We start from the raw sequence: 20204 nt of genomic DNA, 5'->3' as shown, positions 1-20204 counted from the left end.
CCGCATCCGAATTGTCCGGAAGGAACCCCTACTTCCCCTTCTTCCCGCCCCTCTTCGCCGCAGCGTTCATCGCCGACTTCACCGCTGGCGGCAGCCCCGCCGTCTCGGTTTCCGGTTCGGCGACGGTCCCGCGCCAGTGGGCCAGCCCCTTCATGCCGTGGTAGATCACCAGGGCAGCAGCGGACCCGAGCGCAATGCCCGTGAACTTCAGCTCGCCAATGGTCCAGGTGTAGTCCGCGATGCCGATAATCAGGGCAACAGCAGCCGTGGTCAGGTTTATGGGGTTGGAGAAGTTGACCTTGTTCTGCACCCAGATCTTCACGCCGAGCACACCGATCATGCCGTACAGCATGGTCGCGGCGCCGCCCAGGACACCGGCCGGGACAGTGGCGATCAGTTCGCCGAATTTCGGGGAGAAGCTCAGCAGGATGGCGAAGACACCAGCCACCCAGTAGGCCGCCGTCGAGTAGACCTTGGTGGCGGCCATGACGCCGATGTTCTCTGCGTATGTCGTGGTACCGGAACCGCCGCCGAAACCGGCAAGTACCGTCGCGGCGCCGTCGGCCATCAGTGCGCGGCCGGAGACGCCGTCGAGGTTTTGGCCGGTCATCGCGGCAACCGACTTCACATGCCCCACGTTCTCAGCCACGAGCACCAGCACCACCGGCACAAACAGGCCCACCACGCCAAGGTGGAATTCGGGCGTCTGGAACAGCGGCAGGCCAACCCACGCGGCTGCGTCCATCTTTTCGTAGGACACCTCACCGCGCATCATCGCCACGAGGTACCCCACCACAACACCCACCAAAATGCTCAGACGCCCCAGAATTCCGCGGAAGAGGACACTGACCAGGATGATCGTCACCAGCGTGATCAGCGCGGTGACGGGAGCGGCGTCGAAGTTTGCCTTCGCGGCTGGCGCGAGATTCAAGCCGATCAGCGCCACAATCGCGCCGGTGACGATCGGCGGCATGAGCCGGTTGATCCATTCGGCGCCAAACTTCTGGACCACCGCACCAATAAGCGCCAGTACGACGCCGGCAAGCACCACGCCGCCCAAGGCGCCGCTAACGCCGTACTGCTGCTGGGACGCCATGATCGGGGCGATGAACGCGAAGCTCGAACCGAGGTAGCTGGGCACCCGGCCCTTGGTGATCACGAGGAACAGTAGCGTTCCGATGCCCGAGAAGAGCAGGGTGGTGGCCGGCGGCATGCCGGTGATGATGGGGACCAGGAAAGTGGCGCCGAACATGGCCACCACGTGCTGCATGCCAATGCCGATGGTCAGGGGCCACGCAAGCCGCTCGTCGGGAGCCACCACGTGGCCGGGGCGAATGGACTTGCCGTTGCCGTGGAGCTTCCATTTGATGCCGAGCATGCTCATGGCGGGGCCTTCCTCAGAAGAGTATTGGGATTCGGTGCAACATTACCGCCAAATGCCCACCCACATGCGGCGCTTTAGCGGGGAACCAGCCTGAACAGGAACTTGGTTTTCACCATCACCCAAAGTATGGCGAGCAGGGCGATATACACGCCGGTGTTCAGCCAGAGGTTCCCGTCCCGCAGCACAGGGATGTTGGCGATGGCCACAATGAAGAACACGTGCATGATGAACACGTACAGCGTGGCTTGGCCCAGAGGTATGAAGAACCAGCCCACGGCACGTGACAGCGGCTTCCAGAAAGCACTTAACAGGGCGTACAGGGCGATGGTGATGAGGAAGACGTTGAGCACCCGCCCCGGCCCAAGGTAGGTCCGGCTGAAGAAGGTGTCATAGACAAACCGGAACGTCGTCTCAGGGATAAGCGCTAGCCGGATGTCCAGCTGGTTGGTCAGATACGGGCCGCTCCAAGAGAAGACGGCACAGGCGGCGGCCAGGAAAATGCACGCCCCAAGCAGCAGGCGCCGGCGAGGATCGGCGAACCACTCGATGATGTGATGTCGATGGAACCCGGCGGTCATTCCCACAACGAACAGGAGCTGCCACACGAGAAGCGGGAAGGAATCCTCGAACTGCGAGGGCAGCAGGCGGAAACGGAAAATTGATCCCGCGGTGTAAAGGCCGACGCTGAGCGTGAGGACCAGCCAGGTAAACCCGCGGGAAAGCGCCACGAGGATTAGCGGGCTGATGAGCAAGAGGACGACGTAGAGACCCATGATGTTGAACTGCCACGGCCCAACTTGCAGCAACAGGAGAGCCGGGATGAGCCCCTGCGGGACGGGGAACTGCAGCAGCCCCTCCATGCCTGCGTAGAGGTCATACGTAGTTCCCGCCGCCGCGCGCCCCGCCCCGCCGGTTCCTTGATCCGTGAACGTGGTGACTGCTGCGGCGTTGATGAAGGGCAGCAGGCTCAGGCCGTAGACGATCAGGACCACGGCGAGGGCTGTGAAATACAGCTTCCAGGCACGCTTGGTGGTCCCGTCCACCACGTCCCCGAGTTCGGTGGCAATCCGGGGACCATAGACCATGCCCAGGACCACCCCGGAGAGCATGACGAAGAGCTCCGCTCCGGAAACTACTCCGAGGGTCTCTTGGCTCAGCAGTTGGAATACGGAGTTGATGCCAACGTGGTTAACCACCACAAACACGATGGCCAGGCCCCGGAGCATGTCGATCCGCGCATCACGTTTACCCGTGCCGGTGTAGGACCATTTGCTGGCGAAAGCCCGTGAGGACAAGAACCACAACGCCGCCACAGCTACCAGCACTGATCCGGCAGAAGCCCATGCCGCCCAGCCTTGGATGACCGTCCCCGTCTTCGGCTGTGGTGCCTCAATGCCGGGCACGTTGTCCAGGCCCTTCTCGGTGACCGGTCCAATGGTGAGGCCTGAGGTGTCCAACGAGGTTCGGAAGGGGTTGGCCAGCGAGGGTTCGGCGGTAGCCCTCCAATCGATGGGCACCCGGCCAGGATCGCGCACTTCTGTGGTTTCGTTCCAGACCACTGCCCGGACGGACCCATTCCCGGGCTCCGCAACTGAGGCGAAAACCTGGTGCCACCACGTTTCCTTAACATCCAGCTCAGCGGCGCCACCGGCCCCGGGCGAGAAAAAGGCTCCGGTTTCAACCAGAAGAGGCTTGGTCCGGGCTTGCACGTAAGTGCTGTAGAAATTGTCGGTTCCGTCCCCACCACTTGACGCGTGCAGGGCTTCATTGAACTCGCCCGCGGCGGGCAGGGTATTACTGGCCGCGCCGGCGCCCGTTGTGTCGTGGTAAACGGACAGGCCAACCCAGTCCACCACGTCATCGCCCGGGTAATAGGGCTCGAAGGCGGAATCGTCCTGGTCCCAGATGCCGTTCCCGCTGGTGTCCAGCGATGCCAAGGGCACACCCTTGGGAGGGGTGGACGTCGCTACCTGAAAGGGGTAATCCTTCTCTGCGGTCGGAGACCACACCATCACGGGATCCGGCAGGGTGGCCCGGAGTGCTGCGGCTACGTTGTCGAAAGCAGCTCGATAAGCTTCCGGTTCTTGACCCCAGCTGACCCACGGGGCGTTCATTTCCGGTGCGAAGCGGACCAGGACCTTCCCCCGGAAGCCGGCTGCCGCCGTCGTGATTTGACGCGCAAAAGCGGACGCAACGTCCTGGTTGATGTCCTTAAGCGGGATCCCGGGGCGGACCGTGAGCAACGCATGCGAGCCTTGCTCGGCGATCTGGGAGAAGTAGCCCTTCAGGTATTCGCGGCCGCCTTCGTCCACGGGCAAGGACACGTTTTGGCCGTAGAGTGCCGCGGGCGCCCCGAGCCGCTGGGCGTAATCTGCTGCCGAATCCGTGTCCCAGTCCAACAAGGCACCAAAGAACCGCGTTCCGGGATCCTCGACGCCGGGCTGTTGAACGGAGCCCCAGGCCTGCGCGGTTGGCATCAGGAACATCGCCAGAAGCATGGCAAGAACAGCCAGCGCCCGCTGACGGGCCGCTAGGGGAAACGTAGGCATCAGGCCCCTTCTGGTGTCGTCATTCCCACGGCTGAACCTCCCCAAAGCGGCGGCAGCTCGTATGCATGATGCTACCGACTTTTGTGCTGTGCCCAACGTCACGGACCGTCACGGGAAGAGGACAACGGAAGTTGAAGTTGCAACCATGGAAAGCAGAAGTGCCCGGCCGGCTCAGGGGCCAGGGCCCAGCGAAAGGTTCACGAAATGACGATCGCCCACGAAGAAGCAGTCATTGACGCCGCAGCAGTCGACGCCATTTTTGCCGAAGCCCGTACTGCCAACAGCTTCGCCGGTGAGGTCACCGACGAGCAGGCCCGCGCCATCTACGAGCTCACCAAGTTCGGCCCCACTGCCTTCAACTCCCAGCCGCTCCGCGTGACCTACGTCCGCTCGGACGATGCCCGAGCCAAGCTGGTAGATGCCCTCTCGCGCGGCAACCAGGCGAAGACAGCCTCCGCGCCGCTGGTCGCCATCCTGTCCTATGACACCTACTGGCAGGGCCAGTGGGACAAGTTCCTGCCCGCCTACGGCGCGCCTAAGGCAATGTACGACGCCGACCCCGCTTTAGCCGCTGCTACTGGCAACAACAACGCACACTTGCAGGCCGGCTACTTCATCCTCGCCGTGCGCTCGCTCGGTTTCGCTGCCGGCCCGATGACCGGCGCCGACTTCGCCGCCATCGACGCCGAATTCTTCCCGGCCGGCGACCAGAAGAGCTTCTTGGTGGTCAACATCGGCCAGCCCGGCCCGGACGCCTGGGGCGAAGCCAAGCCGAAGTTCGCTTACGACGACGTTGTTCGCACCGTCTAGCGTTTCCCGACAAAAACGCCCGCTCACGTTCCGGTGAGCGGGCGTTTTTTGCATTGCCGGCACCCTGGACGCTCTCTCACATCCCTCGGGCTTTGGGCCATCGCTCTCTCACATCCCTCGGGCTTGGGGCCATCGCTCTCTCACATCCCTCGGGCTTTGGGGCCAATCAGGGCCGGTAGGTGAGAGAGGGATTCGGTTATAGGCGCGGGATGTGAGAGAGCGTCGGCCTTTAAGGGCTGGGATGTGAGAGAGGGATGGGTGCTGGTGGCAAACTATGCCTATGCGGAACCTCATCTGGGTGGCGTTCACGGAGCCCGTCTCGCCGGGGCTGGTCTTTCCGCGCAGCGACTGGCCGCTCCACATCACGCTGTTAAGGTTCGACGTCGGCGCGAACGTGAGTGCCGACGTCGCCGATGTCCTTGCGGACCAGGCCGAAGCGCCGGTCAAGGGGGCGCTTGGTACCCGGCTGAGAGTGGGCGAAGAGGCGGGCTTTGGGCATATGGGGTCCATCCCGGTGAGCCTGATCGAGCACAACCCGCTGCTTCAGGGGTTGCATGAAGAGATCGTGGACGCCGTGAACAGCATCGGCGGGAGGATAGCTACGCCGAACTATGTGATGGAACGCTACCGGCCGCACATCTCGCACCACGACGGCAAGAGACCAAAGCCCGGAGACGCCGTCGTGCTTGACCAAGTAGCCCTGGTGGACATGGCTCCCGAAGGCGACCACACCATCCGGCGCATCCTCAGGCTCTGGACTCAGGACACCGAAACCGGCTGAAGACACGGCAACGGGCTGAAGACACCCATATCCAAGCGTCCTCAGCCCGTCTCAGGACCCTTAGCGAATATGCGCGTCGCCAGCGGCCGAAGCCGCTGCCATCGCGGCACGAAGGTCACCCACAAGCACTACGCGATAACGCCGTCTACCAGTGCCTTGGCTTCTTTCTGCACCTGCGCCAAGTGGTCCGCGCCCTTGAAGGACTCGGCGTAGATCTTGTACACATCCTCGGTGCCGGAAGGGCGGGCTGCGAACCAAGCGTTCTCGGTGACAACCTTCAGGCCGCCGATCGGAGCGCCGTTGCCGGGAGCCTCAGTGAGCTTCGCAGTGATCTCTTCGCCGGCAAGGGAAGTGGCGGTGACATCGGCGGCGGAGAGTTTGCCCAGCTTGGATTTCTGCTCACGGGTAGCGGCGGCGTCGATGCGTGCGTAAACGGGGGAACCGAACTGGTCGGTCAGGCCCTTGTAGAGCTGTGAAGGAGAGGACCCCGTGACGGCCGTGATCTCGGACGCCAGCAGTGCCAGCAGGATGCCGTCCTTGTCCGTGGTCCACACACTGCCGTCGAGCTTGTTGAAGGATGCGCCGGCAGACTCTTCGCCACCGAAGGCACCCTCGCCGGACAGCAGGCCGGGAACGAACCACTTGAAACCAACAGGAACCTCAACCAGTTTGCGCCCAAGTCCGGCAGCAACGCGGTCGATGATCGAGGACGAAACCAGTGTCTTGCCCACGACAGACTCGGGATTCCAGCCACTGCGGTTCCGGTACAGGTAGTCAATGGCGACTGCGAGGTAGTGGTTCGGGTTCATGAGCCCGCCATCGGGGGTGACAATGCCGTGGCGGTCGGCGTCGGCGTCGTTACCGGTGGCGACGTCGTAAGCGGCGGTGCCATCGGCACCTGCGGCCATCCGCTTGATCAGTGACGCCATGGCCGACGGCGACGAGCAATCCATGCGGATCTTCTCGTCCCAGTCGAGGGTCATGAATGCCCACTGCGGATCAACGGTGGGGTTGACCACCGTGAGGTTTAGTTGGTGGCGTTCGCCGATTTCGCCCCAGTAGTCCACGGAGGCGCCGCCCATGGGATCTGCTCCGATGCGGACGCCGGCGTTCCGGATGGCGTCAAGGTTCAGCACGGAAGGGAGGTCGTCAACATAGCTGCTGAGGAAGTCGAACTTGCCGGTGGTGTCAGCGGCCAAGGCGTCGTTCAGGGGCATGCGCTTGACGCCGCGCAGGCCGTTCTCAAGCAGCTGGTTGGCGCGATCGGCGATCCAGCCGGTGGCGTCGGTGTCGGCCGGGCCGCCGTGCGGAGGGTTGTACTTGAAGCCTCCATCGCCTGGCGGGTTGTGGCTGGGGGTGACCACGATGCCGTCAGCCTGGGGAGTGCCTGGCGCGGCTTCGCGGTTGTACTTGAGGATCGCGTGGCTCAGTGCAGGCGTCGGGGTGTAGCCGTGGCGGGCGTCCACCAGGACGGTCACACCATTGGCGGCCAGTACCTCCAATGCGGAGTTCTGTGCCGGCTCGCTCAGGGCATGGGTGTCGCGGCCGATGAACAACGGCCCGGTGATGCCCTGGCGGCCGCGATATTCAACGATTGCCTGCGTGATTGCGAGGATGTGCGGCTCGTTGAAGGACGCCTTCAAACTGGATCCGCGGTGTCCCGACGTTCCAAACGCCACGCGCTGCGCAGGGTCGCCCAAATCCGGAGTGACGTCGAAATACGCGTCCAGCAGGGCTGTGATGTCAACAAGGTCCTGGGGAAGGGCAACTGTGCCCGCTCGGCTAGCCATGGGGTCCAGCATGCCAGACCGCGGCGCAAGCCGGAACGAAATGTCCGTGATGCGGCCCCTGTGACGCCGAATGGCGGAATCGCGATCGCAAAAGGCTAAAGATTAACCCCTCGTTCAAGAGCGGCTGCTAGCAAAACAACGCTCCGCCCGGTCTTGAACCAGGGCGGAGCGACGTCGTCCAAAGAGCTGCCGAGGGTTAGACGGCGGTGTATCCGCCATCGACGAGTACATACGAACCGGTCATGAAACTGGCCTTGTCGGAGAGGAGGAACGTGGTGACGTTCGCGATCTCCTCGGCCTTGCCCAACCGACCCAGCGGGTGCTTTGCTTCGAGCCCGCTGATGACTTCCTTCGGTGCGGCGGCCAGCAAGGGAGTATCGATGTAGCCGGGGCCGATGGCGTTGACGCGAAGACCCTGTGCGCCGTATTCAGCGGCGGCGTTCTTGGTGAGGCCCACCACGCCGTGCTTGGCTGCGGTGTACGCGGCGTTGCCTGGTGCAGCGACGGCGCCGTGGATTGAGGCCATGTTGACGATGGCGCCCTCGGAGGCGCCGGCGGCCAGGATCGCCGGGACCTGGTAGCGCATGCCGTACAGGACACCGCTCAGGTTGATGGCAATGACCCTGTCCCAGTCTTCGATGTCTACTTCGCCGACCGGGGCGCTGGCTCCGCCGATTCCGGCGTTGTTGACGGCGTAGTTGAGGGCACCATAGGTCTCGATTGCGAAGTCCACGGCTTTCTTGCTGTCCTCGGCCACGGCGGTGTTGCCTTGGAAGGCAACTGCTGTGCCGCCGTCGGCCGTGATCTGGTCAGCCACGCGTGTGGCGGCGTCGAGATTGACGTCCACAACAACAACGTTGACGCCGTTCTTCGCGAGGTCCTTGCTGATCGCTTCTCCGAGTCCCGAGCCGCCGCCAGTGACGAGCGCGGTCTTGCCTTCGAAGTTACCCATGATTCCTCCTTCGCGGGGTTGACCCGCAGATTTCGTAGTTAGCGCTGCTTACGTCGCTATTAATGCCAACCGGGTCCCTTCCCGGCATATTCCATGCATTTGCATGAATCCAGTCACAGCAACGGGCCCTACTTATGCGGTGCCCCCGGCGGCGGTAGTGTTGGGTTCAAAGACCAATCCAGGGGGATTTCTATGTCAGACCAGCCAGCCAGGGGCAACGAGGACAAGCCGTCCGGCTACGAACCGCCGCAGTATGTTCCGCCGGCACAGTTCAGCGCTCCCGAGTCCACCACGCACAATCAGGGCACGCCCGCCGAGTACGCGCCGGAGCAGGGCGCCAACGCTACCCAGCCGCTCCCGCCCTACGAGCAGAGCGCGCACGGGCAGAATCCGTACGCTCAGCCACAGCAGCCCGCCGGCGCGTACGCACCGGGCGACTACAGTCAGCAGCCCCCGTCACCGTACGGTCAGCCGCCGAGCCCCTACCAGCAGCAGGCCTTCAACCAGCAGCCTTACGGTCAGCCGCAGTCGCCGTACGGCCAGCCCGCCTACTACGCCATGCAGGCCGAGCCCAAGGGCCTGAGCATCGCCAGCATGTGCTGCGGCATCGCCGTCTACGTTGGCTTCGGATTCTTCATCCTCCCGCAGATCGCAGCCGTGATCCTGGGTCACCTCGCCCTGAAACGCGAGCCCGCGGGAAAGGGCATGGCAATAGCCGGCTTGGTGATGGGATACCTCGGTATGGCCCTGACGGTGATTTTTGGCATCATTTTCTTCATCGCCATCGGCGCGTCAAGCAGCAGCTATAACAACAGGTTCTAAACCGCATACGACGGCGACCCTTGCGTCAGGTGGGAATCCCACCGAACGCAAGGGTCGCCGTCGTTGTGTCGTCAGCCGGGAAGTCTAGCGAACGCCACCCATCAGTTTCTTGATCGCGGGCGATGCCGCAGCCAGGCCAACAGCCAGGACCACTGCCACGCCGCCGATCCCCAGGAAGTACGGGAGCTCGTCCTCGGGGTTGTAGAGGCCTGCGAGGATGCCGGCCAGTGTGGTGCCGAGCGAGACGGACAGGAAGAACAGGGCCACCATCTGCGTATGGAACGCCTTGGGTGCGAGCTTGGTGCTCACTGACAAGCCGATGGGGGAGAGGAACAGTTCCGCCAGGGTGAACATGAACAGGATGCCCACCAGTGCCAGCAGCGGGGTCTTGCCGTCGCCGGCCAGCGGGATGAACGCAAGGAACGCCAGGCCCATGATGAACAGGCCAGCGGAGAACTTCAGCGGCGAACTGGGCTGCTTGGAGCCCAGCTTGGTCCAGAGTGCAGCCATGACGCCGGCGAAGATGATGATGAACACCGGGTTGATGGACTGGACCCACGCGGCCGGCATTTCCCAGCCGAACAGGTTGCGGTCCAGCTTCTCCTGCGAGTACACGGCAATGAACGTGAACTGCTGCTGGAACAGTGCCCAGAATCCGGCCGATGCGATGAACAAGGGTATGAAGGCCACAACGCGCTTGCGCTCCACACCGGTGACCAACGGGCTGCGGAAGATCAGGAAAAGGTAGATCACGGCGGCACCGATGGCCGCGTAGGCCATGCTCCGGGCCAGGTTGTTGGCGTTGACAATCCCTGTGCCGAGCAGCACGCCGATGACAATCAGGATGCCCAGGAAAATCAGGCCGTACTTGGTGCGGTCCTTCGTCGGCAGCGGATTGGGTACGCGGTGTGCTTCCTCCGGGAGCTTCTTGCGGCCCAGGGAGTAGATGACCAGGCCGATCGCCATACCCACGGCGGCGGCGCCGAAGCCAATGTGGAAGCCGTAGCTGGTCTGCAGCCATCCGGTCACCAGTGGGCCGATCAGCCCGCCGATGTTGATGCCCATGTAGAAGATGGAGAAGCCGGCGTCGCGGCGCTCATCCTTCTCGCCGTACAGGGTGCCCACCAGGGCGGTGGCGTTGGCTTTCAGGCCACCCGAGCCGATGCCCACCAGCACCAAGCCCGCGATCAAGCCAGGGATGCCCGGCAGAAGCGCCAGTGCGATGTGGCCTGCCATGATCATGATCGCAGAACCGAACAGGACCTTTTCGGAGCCGAAGAGACGGTCGGCGAGCCAGGCGCCGAGGATCGTCGACAGGTAAACGCCACCACCGTACGCACCCACCAAACCAGCAGCGAGCCCCTGGTCAATGGAAAGGCCGCCCTGCTCGGCGGTGAAGTACATGTAGTAGAGCAGAATTCCCTGCATGCCGTAGAAGGAGAATCGCTCCCACATTTCCACGGAGAAGAGGCTGGCCAACATCTTTGGGTGGCCGAAGAATGACGTATCGCCCGCTGGCTTTGCGGACTCAGCCGTGGTTTGAGGTGTGCTCATTTTCTCAATGCTGGCACTGACTGCGGGCATTGTCACATCGATGAATGCCCGGGGCAACCACTTTCCATATGTTAGACACGAGTCTCAGGGGGTCTCGAGGGCGGCTGCCAGCTGGAGAAGCAGCAGTTCAGATCCCATCCGGCCGATGACCTGAATCCCCATGGGCAACCCTGCGGCAGTGGTGTGCACCGGGATGCTGATCGCCGGAAGCCCGCACACGTTCACCATGGAGGACCAGGGCGCGTACTCGCATTGCCTTTTGTAGTCCTCATCCGCGTCGCCGGCCCACTCGCTCGGCCACGGTTCGCCGCTGTGTCCGCCACCGGTGAACCAGCCGATGGGACGCGGTGTCTGCGCCAACGTCGGCATGAGGATCACGTCCCATCCGGAGTATTGGATGACCGTGTCGTGCTCGAACTGCCGCAGGAAACCCAGTGCCTCGTTGACCTTCAAAGCGCTCCGCTGTTGCGCCCGACGCCGGAACGTCCGGGTCAACGGGGTCAGCAACGCCTCGCGCTGAGGTGCTATCCGGGCACTCCCGACGCCGGCAGTCCAGGCCGTTGTGAACGCTTCCGGATAGCGGTTGTCGTAGCGGATTTCCGCTTCAGTGAGGCTGTGACCGGTCTTCTCGAGCAACTCGGCCCCACGTTCCAGAGCGTCCATCGCTTCCGGCTCCACCTCGAACGGATACACGCCGGCCCAGGGGCTGTCCAGGCTTACCCCGATCCTCAGGGGTTCCGGCGCCCGCCCCACGTTGGCGAGGTAACCGCCGTCGGGCGCTTGATGCTGGGGTACCAGTGCGTCCATCAGCAACGCCGCATCCGCCGCCGTTCTTGCGAGCGGTCCCGCAACCACCAACTTGGCGGCATCTCCCGCGCTGGCCCCGGATGGCACCAACCCGCGTCCCGGCTTCAGCCCCACCAGACCGCAAGCGCCGGCAGGAATGCGGATGGAGCCGCCGCCGTCGGTCCCCGGAGCAAACGGAACAAGTCCCGCGGCCACCGCCGCGGCGCTACCGCCCGAGGATCCACCGGAGCTTCGCGCCAGGGAATGCGGATTGCGCGACGGCGGCGCCACGCGGTTTTCGCTGTAGGCGGTCAGTCCGAACTCTGGAACCTGCGTCTTACCCAGCGAGATTACGCCTTGATCCTTCAGGGCTGCTGCAAGGGCACCGTCCTCCGGCGCAGGCTTATGCTCGAGGGCTGCGCTGCCGTGCGTGGTGGGCGCGCCGGCCACATCGGTGAGGTCCTTGAAAGCGATGGGCATGCCGTGAAGCAGGGGCAGCTTTTCGGGGCGGCCCTCCCGGATCAACTTCGCGTGCAGCTTGTCCGCGGCCTTGGCGTCGGTGAAGGCTTGCTCGGCAGTCACTGTGACAAAGGCGCCCAGTTGCCTGTTCCGGGTTTCGATGGCCGACACGAAGTGCGATGTTGCCTCCCGCGCTGAGAGTTCCCCCGAAGCCAAGGCATCGCGGAGCTCTACAGCTGTGAGTCGTGAAAGGTCCTGCGATGAGGGATCAACCAAGGAAACGCGACTCCAACCGTTCCTCCACAGCAACAGCGTCCACACTCTCGCCGGCGCCTGCAGTCACCCGGAAGGCGGCCTTGTTCTTCACTTCGGACACCACTTCCGTGAGTTCCGTGCCCCGGTAAACCAGCCCCACGCCGTCGTCCGTGCAGTGCGTCTCGCCGAGCGTTCCGTTGGCCACCAACTTGTGGATGGCGGGTGCCCGACGTGGTTCGGAGTCGTAGTGGACGCCGTTGCCATAGGGGAGGAACCCGAGCGCGTTGGTGACAGGCTTGAGCTCCGGACCAAAGGAATCGGTGACGCCGCCTTGGTACCAACAGATGGACCCGGCCGAGACGCCGGCCAGCACTACGCCGCTTTCCCAGGCCTTCCGCAAAATTCCGTCCAGATCGTGAGCCCGCCAAACTGCCAGGAGGTTCACCACCGACCCACCGTTCACCCACACCACGTCCTGCTCCAGAAGGTGCGCTTCCGGGTCCTCGATGTTGGGCATCGTGAAGAGGCTGAGGTGGCTGAAGTCGAACCCCGCAATGCGTGCTGCCTGATCCATTTCGGCAGCCCACCAGCGCTGATCACCGGACGCCGTACCGATGTGTGTCACCCGCGGCGCACGGCCGGAGACGCCGGACAACTCCACGGCGTAATGCATCAGGTGGTTGAACTCGATCCTGGTGCGTTCGCCGGGCTTGTATCCACCGGACGTTGCCAGAATGGTCGGCTGCCCAGTAGCCATGGGGGTACTCCTAACGGGCCGAGGGTGGGTGGCTTCCGTCCCAGTCTTAACGTCCGGGCGTCGGGAAGCAAGGGCGGGCTTTCCGTGAAGTTACGGTGTCACGCCTCGGGGACTAGGCTGGATGCTGGACTTAATCGATGGGAAGGGACCGCTATGAGCGACTTCGATACCGTGCCTGTGGGCGATATTCCGGCCGACGCCAGCATTCTGGACGTCCGCGAAGATTACGAGTGGGTGGCCGGGCACGCCGAAGGTGCACGCCACATTCCCATGGACCAACTGCCCGCGCGCTTGGAAGAACTCGATCCTGACGACGACCTGTTCGTCATCTGCCGGACCGGAGGCCGCTCCTTCCGGGCGGTGCAATGGCTGGTGGGCCAAGGCTACTCTGCCGTCAACGTTGCCGGCGGCATGGACATGTGGTTTGAGGCCGGAAAGCCGATGGTGTCAGACAACGGGCTCAAACCGGTTGTCCTGTAACCCACGTATATAACCAGCAAGGAATATTTCGGATGTCCGCAGTCACCTACACGTTCCTCGGCCCCCAAGGCACCTTCACCGAGGCTGCGCTCATGCAGGTGCCGGGTGCTGCCGACGCCACACGCATCCCCTGCACCAACGTCAACACAGCGCTGGAGCGGGTCCGTGCCGGCGAGGCGGATGCGGCCATGGTCCCCATCGAGAACTCGGTGGAGGGCGGGGTCACTGCCACCCTGGACGCGATCGCCACAGGCCAAGAGCTCCGGATCATCCGTGAGGCCTTGGTTCCCATCACCTTCGTGCTCGTGGCGAGGCCCGGCGTCGAGCTTTCAGACATCAAGCGGATCTCGACGCACGGCCATGCGTGGGCGCAATGCCGTTTGTGGGTGGATGAGCACCTTCCGAACGCCGATTACGTTCCGGGATCGTCGACGGCGGCGTCCGCCATGGGCCTGCTGGAGGACGACGCTCCCTATGAGGCCGCCATCTGTGCCCCGTTGATTGCTGCCGAACAACCGGGCCTGAACGTTCTGGCCGAGGACATCGGAGACAACCCCGACGCGGTCACGCGGTTCATCCTGGTGAGCCGACCCGGTGCCCTGCCCGAGCGAACCGGGGCAGACAAGACCACCGTGGTGGTGCCCCTGCCGGAGGATCACCCCGGTGCGCTCATGGAAATACTGGACCAGTTCGCCTCCCGCGGAGTGAACCTCAGCCGCATCGAATCTCGCCCCACCGGACAGTACCTGGGCCACTACTTCTTCAGCATCGACGCCGACGGACACGCCACCGATTCGCGGGTGGCCGACGCCCTTGCCGGCCTCCACCGGATCAGTCCGGCAACCCGATTCCTGGGCTCCTACGCCCGAGCGGACAAGCAGCCCGCCGTGGTTGCCCCGCACACATCGGACGCTGCTTTCGCCTCGGCTCACGCATGGGTGGATTCAATTCTTAAGGGCTCATAGGCGCTGTCCACAGGCAGAACGGCGGCCCTTTCGCAAGGATGCTTCTGTGCGTATGCTTGCCTGATCCATAAACGATGGATGAATGCCAAATGAAGGGAGCGGTCATGACGGTCCACAGCGATGACAAAGACGGCCAGGGCATGATCGTCAATCCCAAGCCTTCAAGTGAAAACAAAGATGACTGGGACGGCGACGATGCTGATCGTGCGGATCGCCTGCGTTTTGAAGAAGAACAAGCCATGATCAAGGAGCAGTCCGAGGCTCGGGCTGCCGCCAAGGCCGCGGCCGAAGAAGCCGAGAGTAAAGCGGCTCAACCTGAAAAAGGCGCTGTCTAGGCGGTCTTGGCCTTCGGTACGCGCACCAACAATGACCCTGGCGCTACCTGGACGGTGACCGTCGTCGCCTCACCCGACGGGTCGCCGTCGAGCTGGGTAGCCATCGGTTCCTGACTGCGGATGGTGACTTTACCGGAGCGGTAGAAGCTCATCATCGGCAAGTTGGCGTTGTGCTTGAACAGGACTTTTGTGTACATGGCGAGCCAGCCGAAGGCGCTGCGCGGGCTCATCACCACAATGTCCAACATGCCGTCGTCGATCATGGCCTGCGGGATGAAGTCGATGCCGCCTGGAATCAATCCACAGTTGGCGAACAGCACGCTGCGTATCTTCCGTGTCTGCTCGGGCTGGTCATCCATGGTGATGGTGACGCGTTTGCGGCGACCAGGAAGGTGACGGACGCCGGCCTCGGTGTAAGCCAGCCAGCCGACGCTCTTCTTGAGGTTGTCCCTGGTGTCGCCAACAACCTCGGCGTCCAAGCCCATGCCCGCGATAACCAGGAACGTGTGCTCGGCAGACTCACCGGTGATGTCGTTGTCGATGCCCATGGTGGCGGTGTCAATGAAACGCTGGTGGCCGAACAACGCAACCTGAATGCAGTCCGCGATGTCCGTGACATCCAGGTCAACGTTGCGCGCCAGCAGGTTTCCGGTGCCCAACGGGATGAGGCCCATGGCCACGTTCTTGTGCGCCAGGCATTCAGCCACGACGCGCACTGTACCGTCGCCGCCGCACGCAAGGACGACGTCGGCTCCGTAGGCCAGCGCTTGGCGCGACTGGCCATAGCCGGGATCGTCCACGGTGGTTTCAAAAAACTTGGGCGCGTCCCAACCGGCAAGATCGCAGGCGTCAATAATGGCCTGGCGGGCTACTTCCGCGTTGTTTTTCACCGGATTCAGGATCACAGCAACCCGCTGATCCCCGGGGCCCGGCTTGTGGGCGTCCTCGCGAACCGCGCTCCTGATGTGGCGGGCTTTCAATCGGCGCACACCCCACCAACTGGAGACGGCAAACGCCACGCCCCCAGCGAGAATCAGGTACAGGATCCAGTCGCTCATGTGCTCCAACACTATCGTCCTGGGCACTACTGAATTTCCCCGATTGGTGGGACGCCAGACTCGTGGAGGGCCTGGCTCCGGGAAGTCGCAGCCGATTCGATACTCTTGTCTGGTGATCGACGTAAAAGACCTCAGCGAAAATCCGGACAAGTTCCGTGCCAGCCAGCGCGCCCGTGGCGCCGACGAGTCCGTTGTGGACGCGATCATCTCCGCTGACTCCGATCGCCGCGCTGCCCTGATCCGGCATGAAACCCTCCGCGCCGAGCAGAACGCCTTCGGCAAAAAGGTGGCACAGGCCAAGGGCGAGGAAAAGCAGGCCCTGCTGGCCGAGGTCAAGGAACTCGCCAACTCGGTGAAGGCCGCTTCTGCTGAAGCCGCTGCTGCACAGGCCAAGCAGGAAGAGCTGCTCCGCGTCATCCCCAACCTGGTGGTGGACGGTGTCCCCGAGGGCGGCGAGGATGACTACGTTGTGGTCAAGACCGTGGGTACGCCGCGTGAGTTCACGGACTTCGAGCCGAAGGATCACCTTGAAATCGGTGAGCTGATCGGCGCGATCGACATGGAACGCGGTGCCAAGGTCTCCGGTTCACGCTTCTACTTCCTCCGTGGCGTCGGTGCCCGGTTGGAAATGGCGCTGCTGCAGATGGCCATGGAGCAGGCCATCGACGCTGGCTTCGTCCCCATGATCACCCCCACTTTGGTGCGTCCGGAGACCATGCAGGGCACCGGTTTTGATGTAAAGCACGACGCCGAGATCTACCGTCTCGCTGAAGACGACCTTTACCTTGTGGGAACCTCGGAGGTGGCCCTCGCCGGCTACCACGCAGATGAGATCCTGGACCTTTCCGCGGGCCCCATCCGCTACGCCGGCCAGAGCTCCTGCTACCGCCGTGAGGCCGGTTCGCACGGCAAGGACACCCGAGGCATCATCCGCGTGCACCAGTTCAACAAGGTGGAGATGTTCATCTACACCACCGTTGAGGAAGCAGCGGCCGAGCACGAGCGCCTGCTGGCCTGGGAAGAGGAGATGCTTGCCAAGTGCGAGCTTCCTTACCGGGTGATCGACACCGCCGCCGGTGACCTGGGAATGTCCGCAGCCCGCAAGTTCGACTGTGAAGCCTGGGTTCCCACGCAGAACGCCTACCGTGAGCTCACCTCTACGTCCAACTGCACCACGTTCCAGGCACGCCGCCTCAACATCCGCGAACGCGTGATCAACGACGAAGGAGTTGCCAAGGGAACCCGCGCCGTTGCCACGCTGAACGGCACCCTGGCCACCACGCGCTGGATCGTTGCCATCCTCGAGCACCACCAGAACCCGGACGGCTCCGTCAACGTTCCCAAGGCACTGCAGAAGTACCTTGGCGGGCTTGAGGTTCTGCCGGTTCTCTAGTTTTTCGGCCGACACCCTCCTTCGGACAATTCACCCTCGAGCACGCGGGTGAATTGTCCGTAGGTGGGTGTTTCTTGTTGGAGCCAGTCCCTTCGCGAGGAGCTTCGGGTAGAGCTTGGCCGGGTCCTTGGCTGTGGCCCAGTCCCAGCGCACTATTGTGAACCCAAGGGCGCGCAGCCGGTCCTCTCGCTTCTTCTCGGCCAGGACAGCTTCCCGGGCACTTTGACCGCCCAGATATTCGTCCCGCAGGTACTTCGCATCACCATCGAACTCCCCGATAATTCCCTGTTCCCGCCAAAAGAAGTCCGTGCGGCCTATGAAGCCCTCGGTATCGTAAAACTCGATCTGCAATTCCGGGGGAGGAAAACCCAGCAAGAGCATCTGCGCGCGACTCAGTGACTCGCCTGCGGATCCGGAATTCTGATTGGCAAACTCAAGAATGTGGTTCACCCGTTGTCTTTTGGCCTCGGAAGACAGGTTCCCGGCGGCCTTTTCCAGCGCTTCTTTGCTGGTAAAGAGCTTCTTGAACCGGGACGCGCTGATGACGTGATCGGCCAGGACGACGCCGTGGCTGAATGAACCTCTGGATATGACATCCACTGCCGTTTGCACCAAGTTGGTGAGCTGCAATCCACGGTGGAAGACGGTCACGGTGTAGTAGTGGTGCCGGTAGATTCCGTATGCACGGATCCTCTCCAGTCCGTTGGTTCCTGACGGGTTCAGGGCGGCCGCGATGGTGCTCGGGCTTCGGGCGCCAGCATGCCCGCGCGACGCGTTGGCAAGGTGGATGTGTGAGGGCACGCCAACTATTTGGAGTCCCCAGAAGAGTGCCGCGGTTTCATAACAGAAATCCACGGATGGGTTCTCCGCGGCCACAGCCCGCGCAGTCGCCCTGTAGCGTTCCCATGGTTTGAGCGCGAGCCAATGCTGTTTGTCCGTGTAGATTCCCCTGCGTACCCTCACGAGTTCGCCCTTTTCGTATCGGCGGCTGAGCTGCCGTGACGCGCCGGTTTCCAGCGCGTAGCGGGCAGCTACGATGAATTCGTTCCCATAGTCCATAAACCACTGTTGCCCCAAGGGGAGGTCACGACTCCGAGGAAAGTCGGCTATGTGGAAAGCAACCAACTTATTCATCCCTCGGCGGACAAATCACCGTCGTCCCCGGGGGTGAATTGTCCCGAAGAGGGTGAAAACGGGGGCACTATTCACCATCAGTTAACGCGTAGCTGTGGCGCCGGTCCTAGTTCAGTGTCGGAGGTGTCTGTTCTACTGTAAGCATGACTATTTTGACTGATACTCCAGTTGCTGGCATCGATGACCAGCCGAATAACAACAACAAGCTCATGATCGCCTTGGACGTCGATGGCACACTCGTGGACCATGACGGCCACATGTCCCCGGCTGTTCGCTCCGCTGCGCAGGCGGTGGTGGCCAGCGGCCACGACGTCATGATCGCCACGGGCCGCTCCCTCAACGCCACGCTTCCCATCATCCAGCAGATAGGCCTCGAGCGCGGCTACGCCGTGTGCTGTAACGGTGGTGTGACACTTCGTCTGGATCCCTCCTTGGAAAAGGGCTACGAGATCATCCACAAGGCAACCTTCGATCCCGCCCCGGCTCTGAAGGCCCTGCGCGAACGGCTGCCCAACGCAAAGTACGCCTTGGAGGATGAGGACGGAAACTTCCTGTCCACCGAACGCTTTCAGGACGCCAGTTTTGGTGTGGAGTCCATCGGCGTGGACTTCCAGACCATGTTGGATTCCACGGCAGTCCGCGTAGTGGTCTTCAGCAGCGAGAACACTTCGGACGAGTTCAACGAGGCCATCAGGCACATCGGACTTTCCGGTGTGACCTACTCGGTGGGTTGGACCGCATGGCTGGACATCGCAGCCGAGGGCGTCACCAAGGCAAGTGCGTTGGAGGCCTTGCGCCACAAGCTCGGCACGGACCTGGCCAACACGGTGGCAGTGGGTGACGGTCGCAACGACATCGAGATGCTCACTTGGGCTGGCCGAGGCGTTGCTATGGGCCAGGCGCCTGATGAAGTGATCGCAGTTGCGGATGAGGTCACCGCGTCAGTGCTCGACGACGGCGCGGCGCAGGTTCTGCTCAGCGTGCTGTAACTGCCACGCGGCAGAGCGGGGCTGCCTAGACTGGGCCTGTGTTCTACGAAGAGTGCCCGGCGCCACCAATTCTGCAGCCGTTCATCACCCGGCTGTGGTTTGTTCGCGCGCAGCCTCAGGCCCGGTACGAGAAGATTCTTCCCGGGCCGGAGGCGCACCTGATCCTGAATTTGTCGGACCCCTACCGCCTTATAAGCCCAAGCGAAAGCAGTCCGGCCGGGAGCTCTGAGCAGCCCAAGGCCACTGAAGTCTCCACAGGTTTCTATGCTGGACTGCAGCGCAGCTATTTGATCAGCGAAAACCCGGTCCAGCTCTTCAACGTGGGTGCCCGCCTGACTCCCTATGGCCTGGCAGCGTTCACCAGCCAGCCGCCGTCGGGGTTTCAGAACCGCGTAGTGGACGCCGAAAGCATCTTCCCGGGCTTCTCGGAACTGCGCTCGCCCCTCACCCGCGCGGAACCTGAGCAGGCGTTCACGGCCCTGAGCACCTTCCTCCAACAGCGGCTTAGGCCCAGTTACCGGGCGGATCCCAGAGTGGTGAAGGCAGCCGAAATCCTCGCCCGGGAGGACGTCGAAATCGGCGTGCTGGCGGCCGAGCTAGGTATCAGCACATCCACGCTGGAGCGCATCGTCATGCGTGATTGTGGAACTACGGCCAAAGCTTATTCGGATGTTTGCCGCTTCAACAGGATCGTGAACCAGGCTGCAGCGCTCCCCAAGGGCGCAGTGCCGGGCAAGGAACTGCTGCGCTTGGCCGACTACTACGACCAACCGCACCTGATCCGTTCCTTCAGGCGTTTCAGCGGGTTCACGCCGACGGAGTATTTGCAGGTGGTGCAGAGTTACGGAGCGGAGTACGCCACGTTTGTCCCGCTGGAGCAAGTGACCGGTTAGCCTGCGGGGTTTTTACAAGACCACGGCCCGGCTCTGACGTACTGTCCATTCAGGAACG

The 20204-nt window shown here is 62.9% G+C and carries 18 protein-coding genes; 9 read left to right on the top strand and 9 right to left on the bottom strand.

The features are described from left to right. Positions 1-28: 28 nt before the first annotated feature. Together AC1RJY_RS11335 and opgC are read right to left on the bottom strand one after the other, a co-directional pair. Positions 29-1384 carry a uracil-xanthine permease family protein gene (locus AC1RJY_RS11335; RefSeq protein WP_498602315.1) on the bottom strand — a complete coding sequence of 452 codons (1356 nt, stop codon included), beginning with the start codon at positions 1382-1384 and terminating at the stop codon, positions 29-31. A 74-nt stretch (positions 1385-1458) separates the two neighbouring features. Beyond that, positions 1459-3933 carry an OpgC domain-containing protein gene (gene opgC / locus AC1RJY_RS11330; RefSeq protein WP_498602314.1) on the bottom strand — a complete coding sequence of 825 codons (2475 nt, stop codon included), beginning with the start codon at positions 3931-3933 and terminating at the stop codon, positions 1459-1461. 204 nt (positions 3934-4137) lie between these two features. Here opgC and AC1RJY_RS11325 point away from each other — a divergent pair, with 204 nt between their 5' ends. Both AC1RJY_RS11325 and AC1RJY_RS11320 read left to right on the top strand, forming a co-directional pair. Next, positions 4138-4743 carry a malonic semialdehyde reductase gene (locus AC1RJY_RS11325; protein WP_498602313.1) on the top strand — a complete coding sequence of 202 codons (606 nt, stop codon included), beginning with the start codon at positions 4138-4140 and terminating at the stop codon, positions 4741-4743. Positions 4744-5023: 280 nt separating this feature from the next. Next, on the top strand, positions 5024-5524 hold the full coding sequence (locus AC1RJY_RS11320) for a 2'-5' RNA ligase family protein (RefSeq protein WP_498602312.1): 501 nt from the start codon (positions 5024-5026) through the stop codon (positions 5522-5524). 128 nt (positions 5525-5652) lie between these two features. On the opposite strand, the gene pgm is transcribed toward AC1RJY_RS11320, so the two are convergent. Both pgm and AC1RJY_RS11310 read right to left on the bottom strand, forming a co-directional pair. After that, the gene (gene pgm / locus AC1RJY_RS11315; RefSeq protein ID WP_238324454.1) at positions 5653-7314 is read right to left on the bottom strand and encodes a phosphoglucomutase (alpha-D-glucose-1,6-bisphosphate-dependent); all 1662 of its coding nucleotides are present in this window, start codon (positions 7312-7314) and stop codon (positions 5653-5655) included. Between the two features lie 196 nt (positions 7315-7510). Beyond that, a complete protein-coding gene (locus AC1RJY_RS11310; protein ID WP_011772873.1) occupies positions 7511-8266 on the bottom strand; it encodes an SDR family NAD(P)-dependent oxidoreductase in 756 nt (251 codons plus the stop codon). 192 nt (positions 8267-8458) lie between these two features. Between AC1RJY_RS11310 and AC1RJY_RS11305 the strand changes: the two genes are divergently transcribed. Continuing rightward, positions 8459-9088 (top strand): DUF4190 domain-containing protein, encoded by a 630-nt coding sequence (locus AC1RJY_RS11305; RefSeq protein WP_498602311.1) that lies wholly within the window; start codon positions 8459-8461, stop codon positions 9086-9088. Between the two features lie 84 nt (positions 9089-9172). Here the strand turns inward: AC1RJY_RS11305 and AC1RJY_RS11300 are convergent, their stop codons facing one another. From AC1RJY_RS11300 to AC1RJY_RS11290, 3 genes are read right to left on the bottom strand one after another with little or no spacing between them, the layout of a single operon-like run. Continuing rightward, a complete protein-coding gene (locus AC1RJY_RS11300) occupies positions 9173-10672 on the bottom strand; it encodes a peptide MFS transporter (protein ID WP_014920343.1) in 1500 nt (499 codons plus the stop codon). Between the two features lie 54 nt (positions 10673-10726). Next, positions 10727-12163, bottom strand: coding sequence for an amidase (locus AC1RJY_RS11295; protein ID WP_498602310.1), 1437 nt, complete (start codon positions 12161-12163; stop codon positions 10727-10729). Continuing rightward, positions 12156-12899, bottom strand: coding sequence for a Type 1 glutamine amidotransferase-like domain-containing protein (locus AC1RJY_RS11290; protein ID WP_498602309.1), 744 nt, complete (start codon positions 12897-12899; stop codon positions 12156-12158). The genes AC1RJY_RS11295 and AC1RJY_RS11290 overlap by 8 nt, the downstream gene beginning before the upstream one ends. Before the next feature lie 153 nt (positions 12900-13052). Between AC1RJY_RS11290 and AC1RJY_RS11285 the strand changes: the two genes are divergently transcribed. The 3 genes from AC1RJY_RS11285 (at position 13053) to AC1RJY_RS11275 (ending at position 14679) form a co-directional block, all read left to right on the top strand. After that, a complete protein-coding gene (locus tag AC1RJY_RS11285; RefSeq protein ID WP_011772877.1) occupies positions 13053-13379 on the top strand; it encodes a rhodanese-like domain-containing protein in 327 nt (108 codons plus the stop codon). A 32-nt stretch (positions 13380-13411) separates the two neighbouring features. Next, positions 13412-14344, top strand: a complete 933-nt coding sequence (gene pheA, locus AC1RJY_RS11280) for a prephenate dehydratase (protein ID WP_011772878.1) — start codon at positions 13412-13414, stop codon at positions 14342-14344. Positions 14345-14448: 104 nt separating this feature from the next. Then, on the top strand, positions 14449-14679 hold the full coding sequence (locus tag AC1RJY_RS11275) for a hypothetical protein (protein ID WP_043470919.1): 231 nt from the start codon (positions 14449-14451) through the stop codon (positions 14677-14679). Here the strand turns inward: AC1RJY_RS11275 and AC1RJY_RS11270 are convergent. Next, positions 14676-15737, bottom strand: a complete 1062-nt coding sequence (locus AC1RJY_RS11270; protein WP_011772879.1) for a diacylglycerol/lipid kinase family protein — start codon at positions 15735-15737, stop codon at positions 14676-14678. The genes AC1RJY_RS11275 and AC1RJY_RS11270 overlap by 4 nt on opposite strands. A gap of 112 nt (positions 15738-15849) precedes the next feature. Between AC1RJY_RS11270 and serS the strand changes: the two genes are divergently transcribed. After that, positions 15850-17130, top strand: coding sequence for a serine--tRNA ligase (serS, locus tag AC1RJY_RS11265; protein ID WP_210065161.1), 1281 nt, complete (start codon positions 15850-15852; stop codon positions 17128-17130). Between the two features lie 30 nt (positions 17131-17160). On the opposite strand, the gene AC1RJY_RS11260 is transcribed toward serS, so the two are convergent. Beyond that, complete coding sequence (locus tag AC1RJY_RS11260; protein ID WP_498602308.1) at positions 17161-18189, bottom strand: hypothetical protein; 1029 nt, start codon at positions 18187-18189, stop codon at positions 17161-17163. Positions 18190-18407: 218 nt separating this feature from the next. On the opposite strand from AC1RJY_RS11260, the gene AC1RJY_RS11255 reads away from it, so the two are divergent. Beyond that, on the top strand, positions 18408-19253 hold the full coding sequence (locus AC1RJY_RS11255; protein ID WP_210065160.1) for an HAD family hydrolase: 846 nt from the start codon (positions 18408-18410) through the stop codon (positions 19251-19253). A gap of 38 nt (positions 19254-19291) precedes the next feature. Next, positions 19292-20146, top strand: coding sequence for a DUF6597 domain-containing transcriptional factor (locus tag AC1RJY_RS11250; protein ID WP_498602307.1), 855 nt, complete (start codon positions 19292-19294; stop codon positions 20144-20146). Positions 20147-20204 lie beyond the last annotated feature (58 nt).

Source organism: Arthrobacter sp. GW822-FHT05G07 (assembly GCF_058799755.1).
This window is presented reverse-complemented; position numbering and strand designations above follow the sequence as displayed.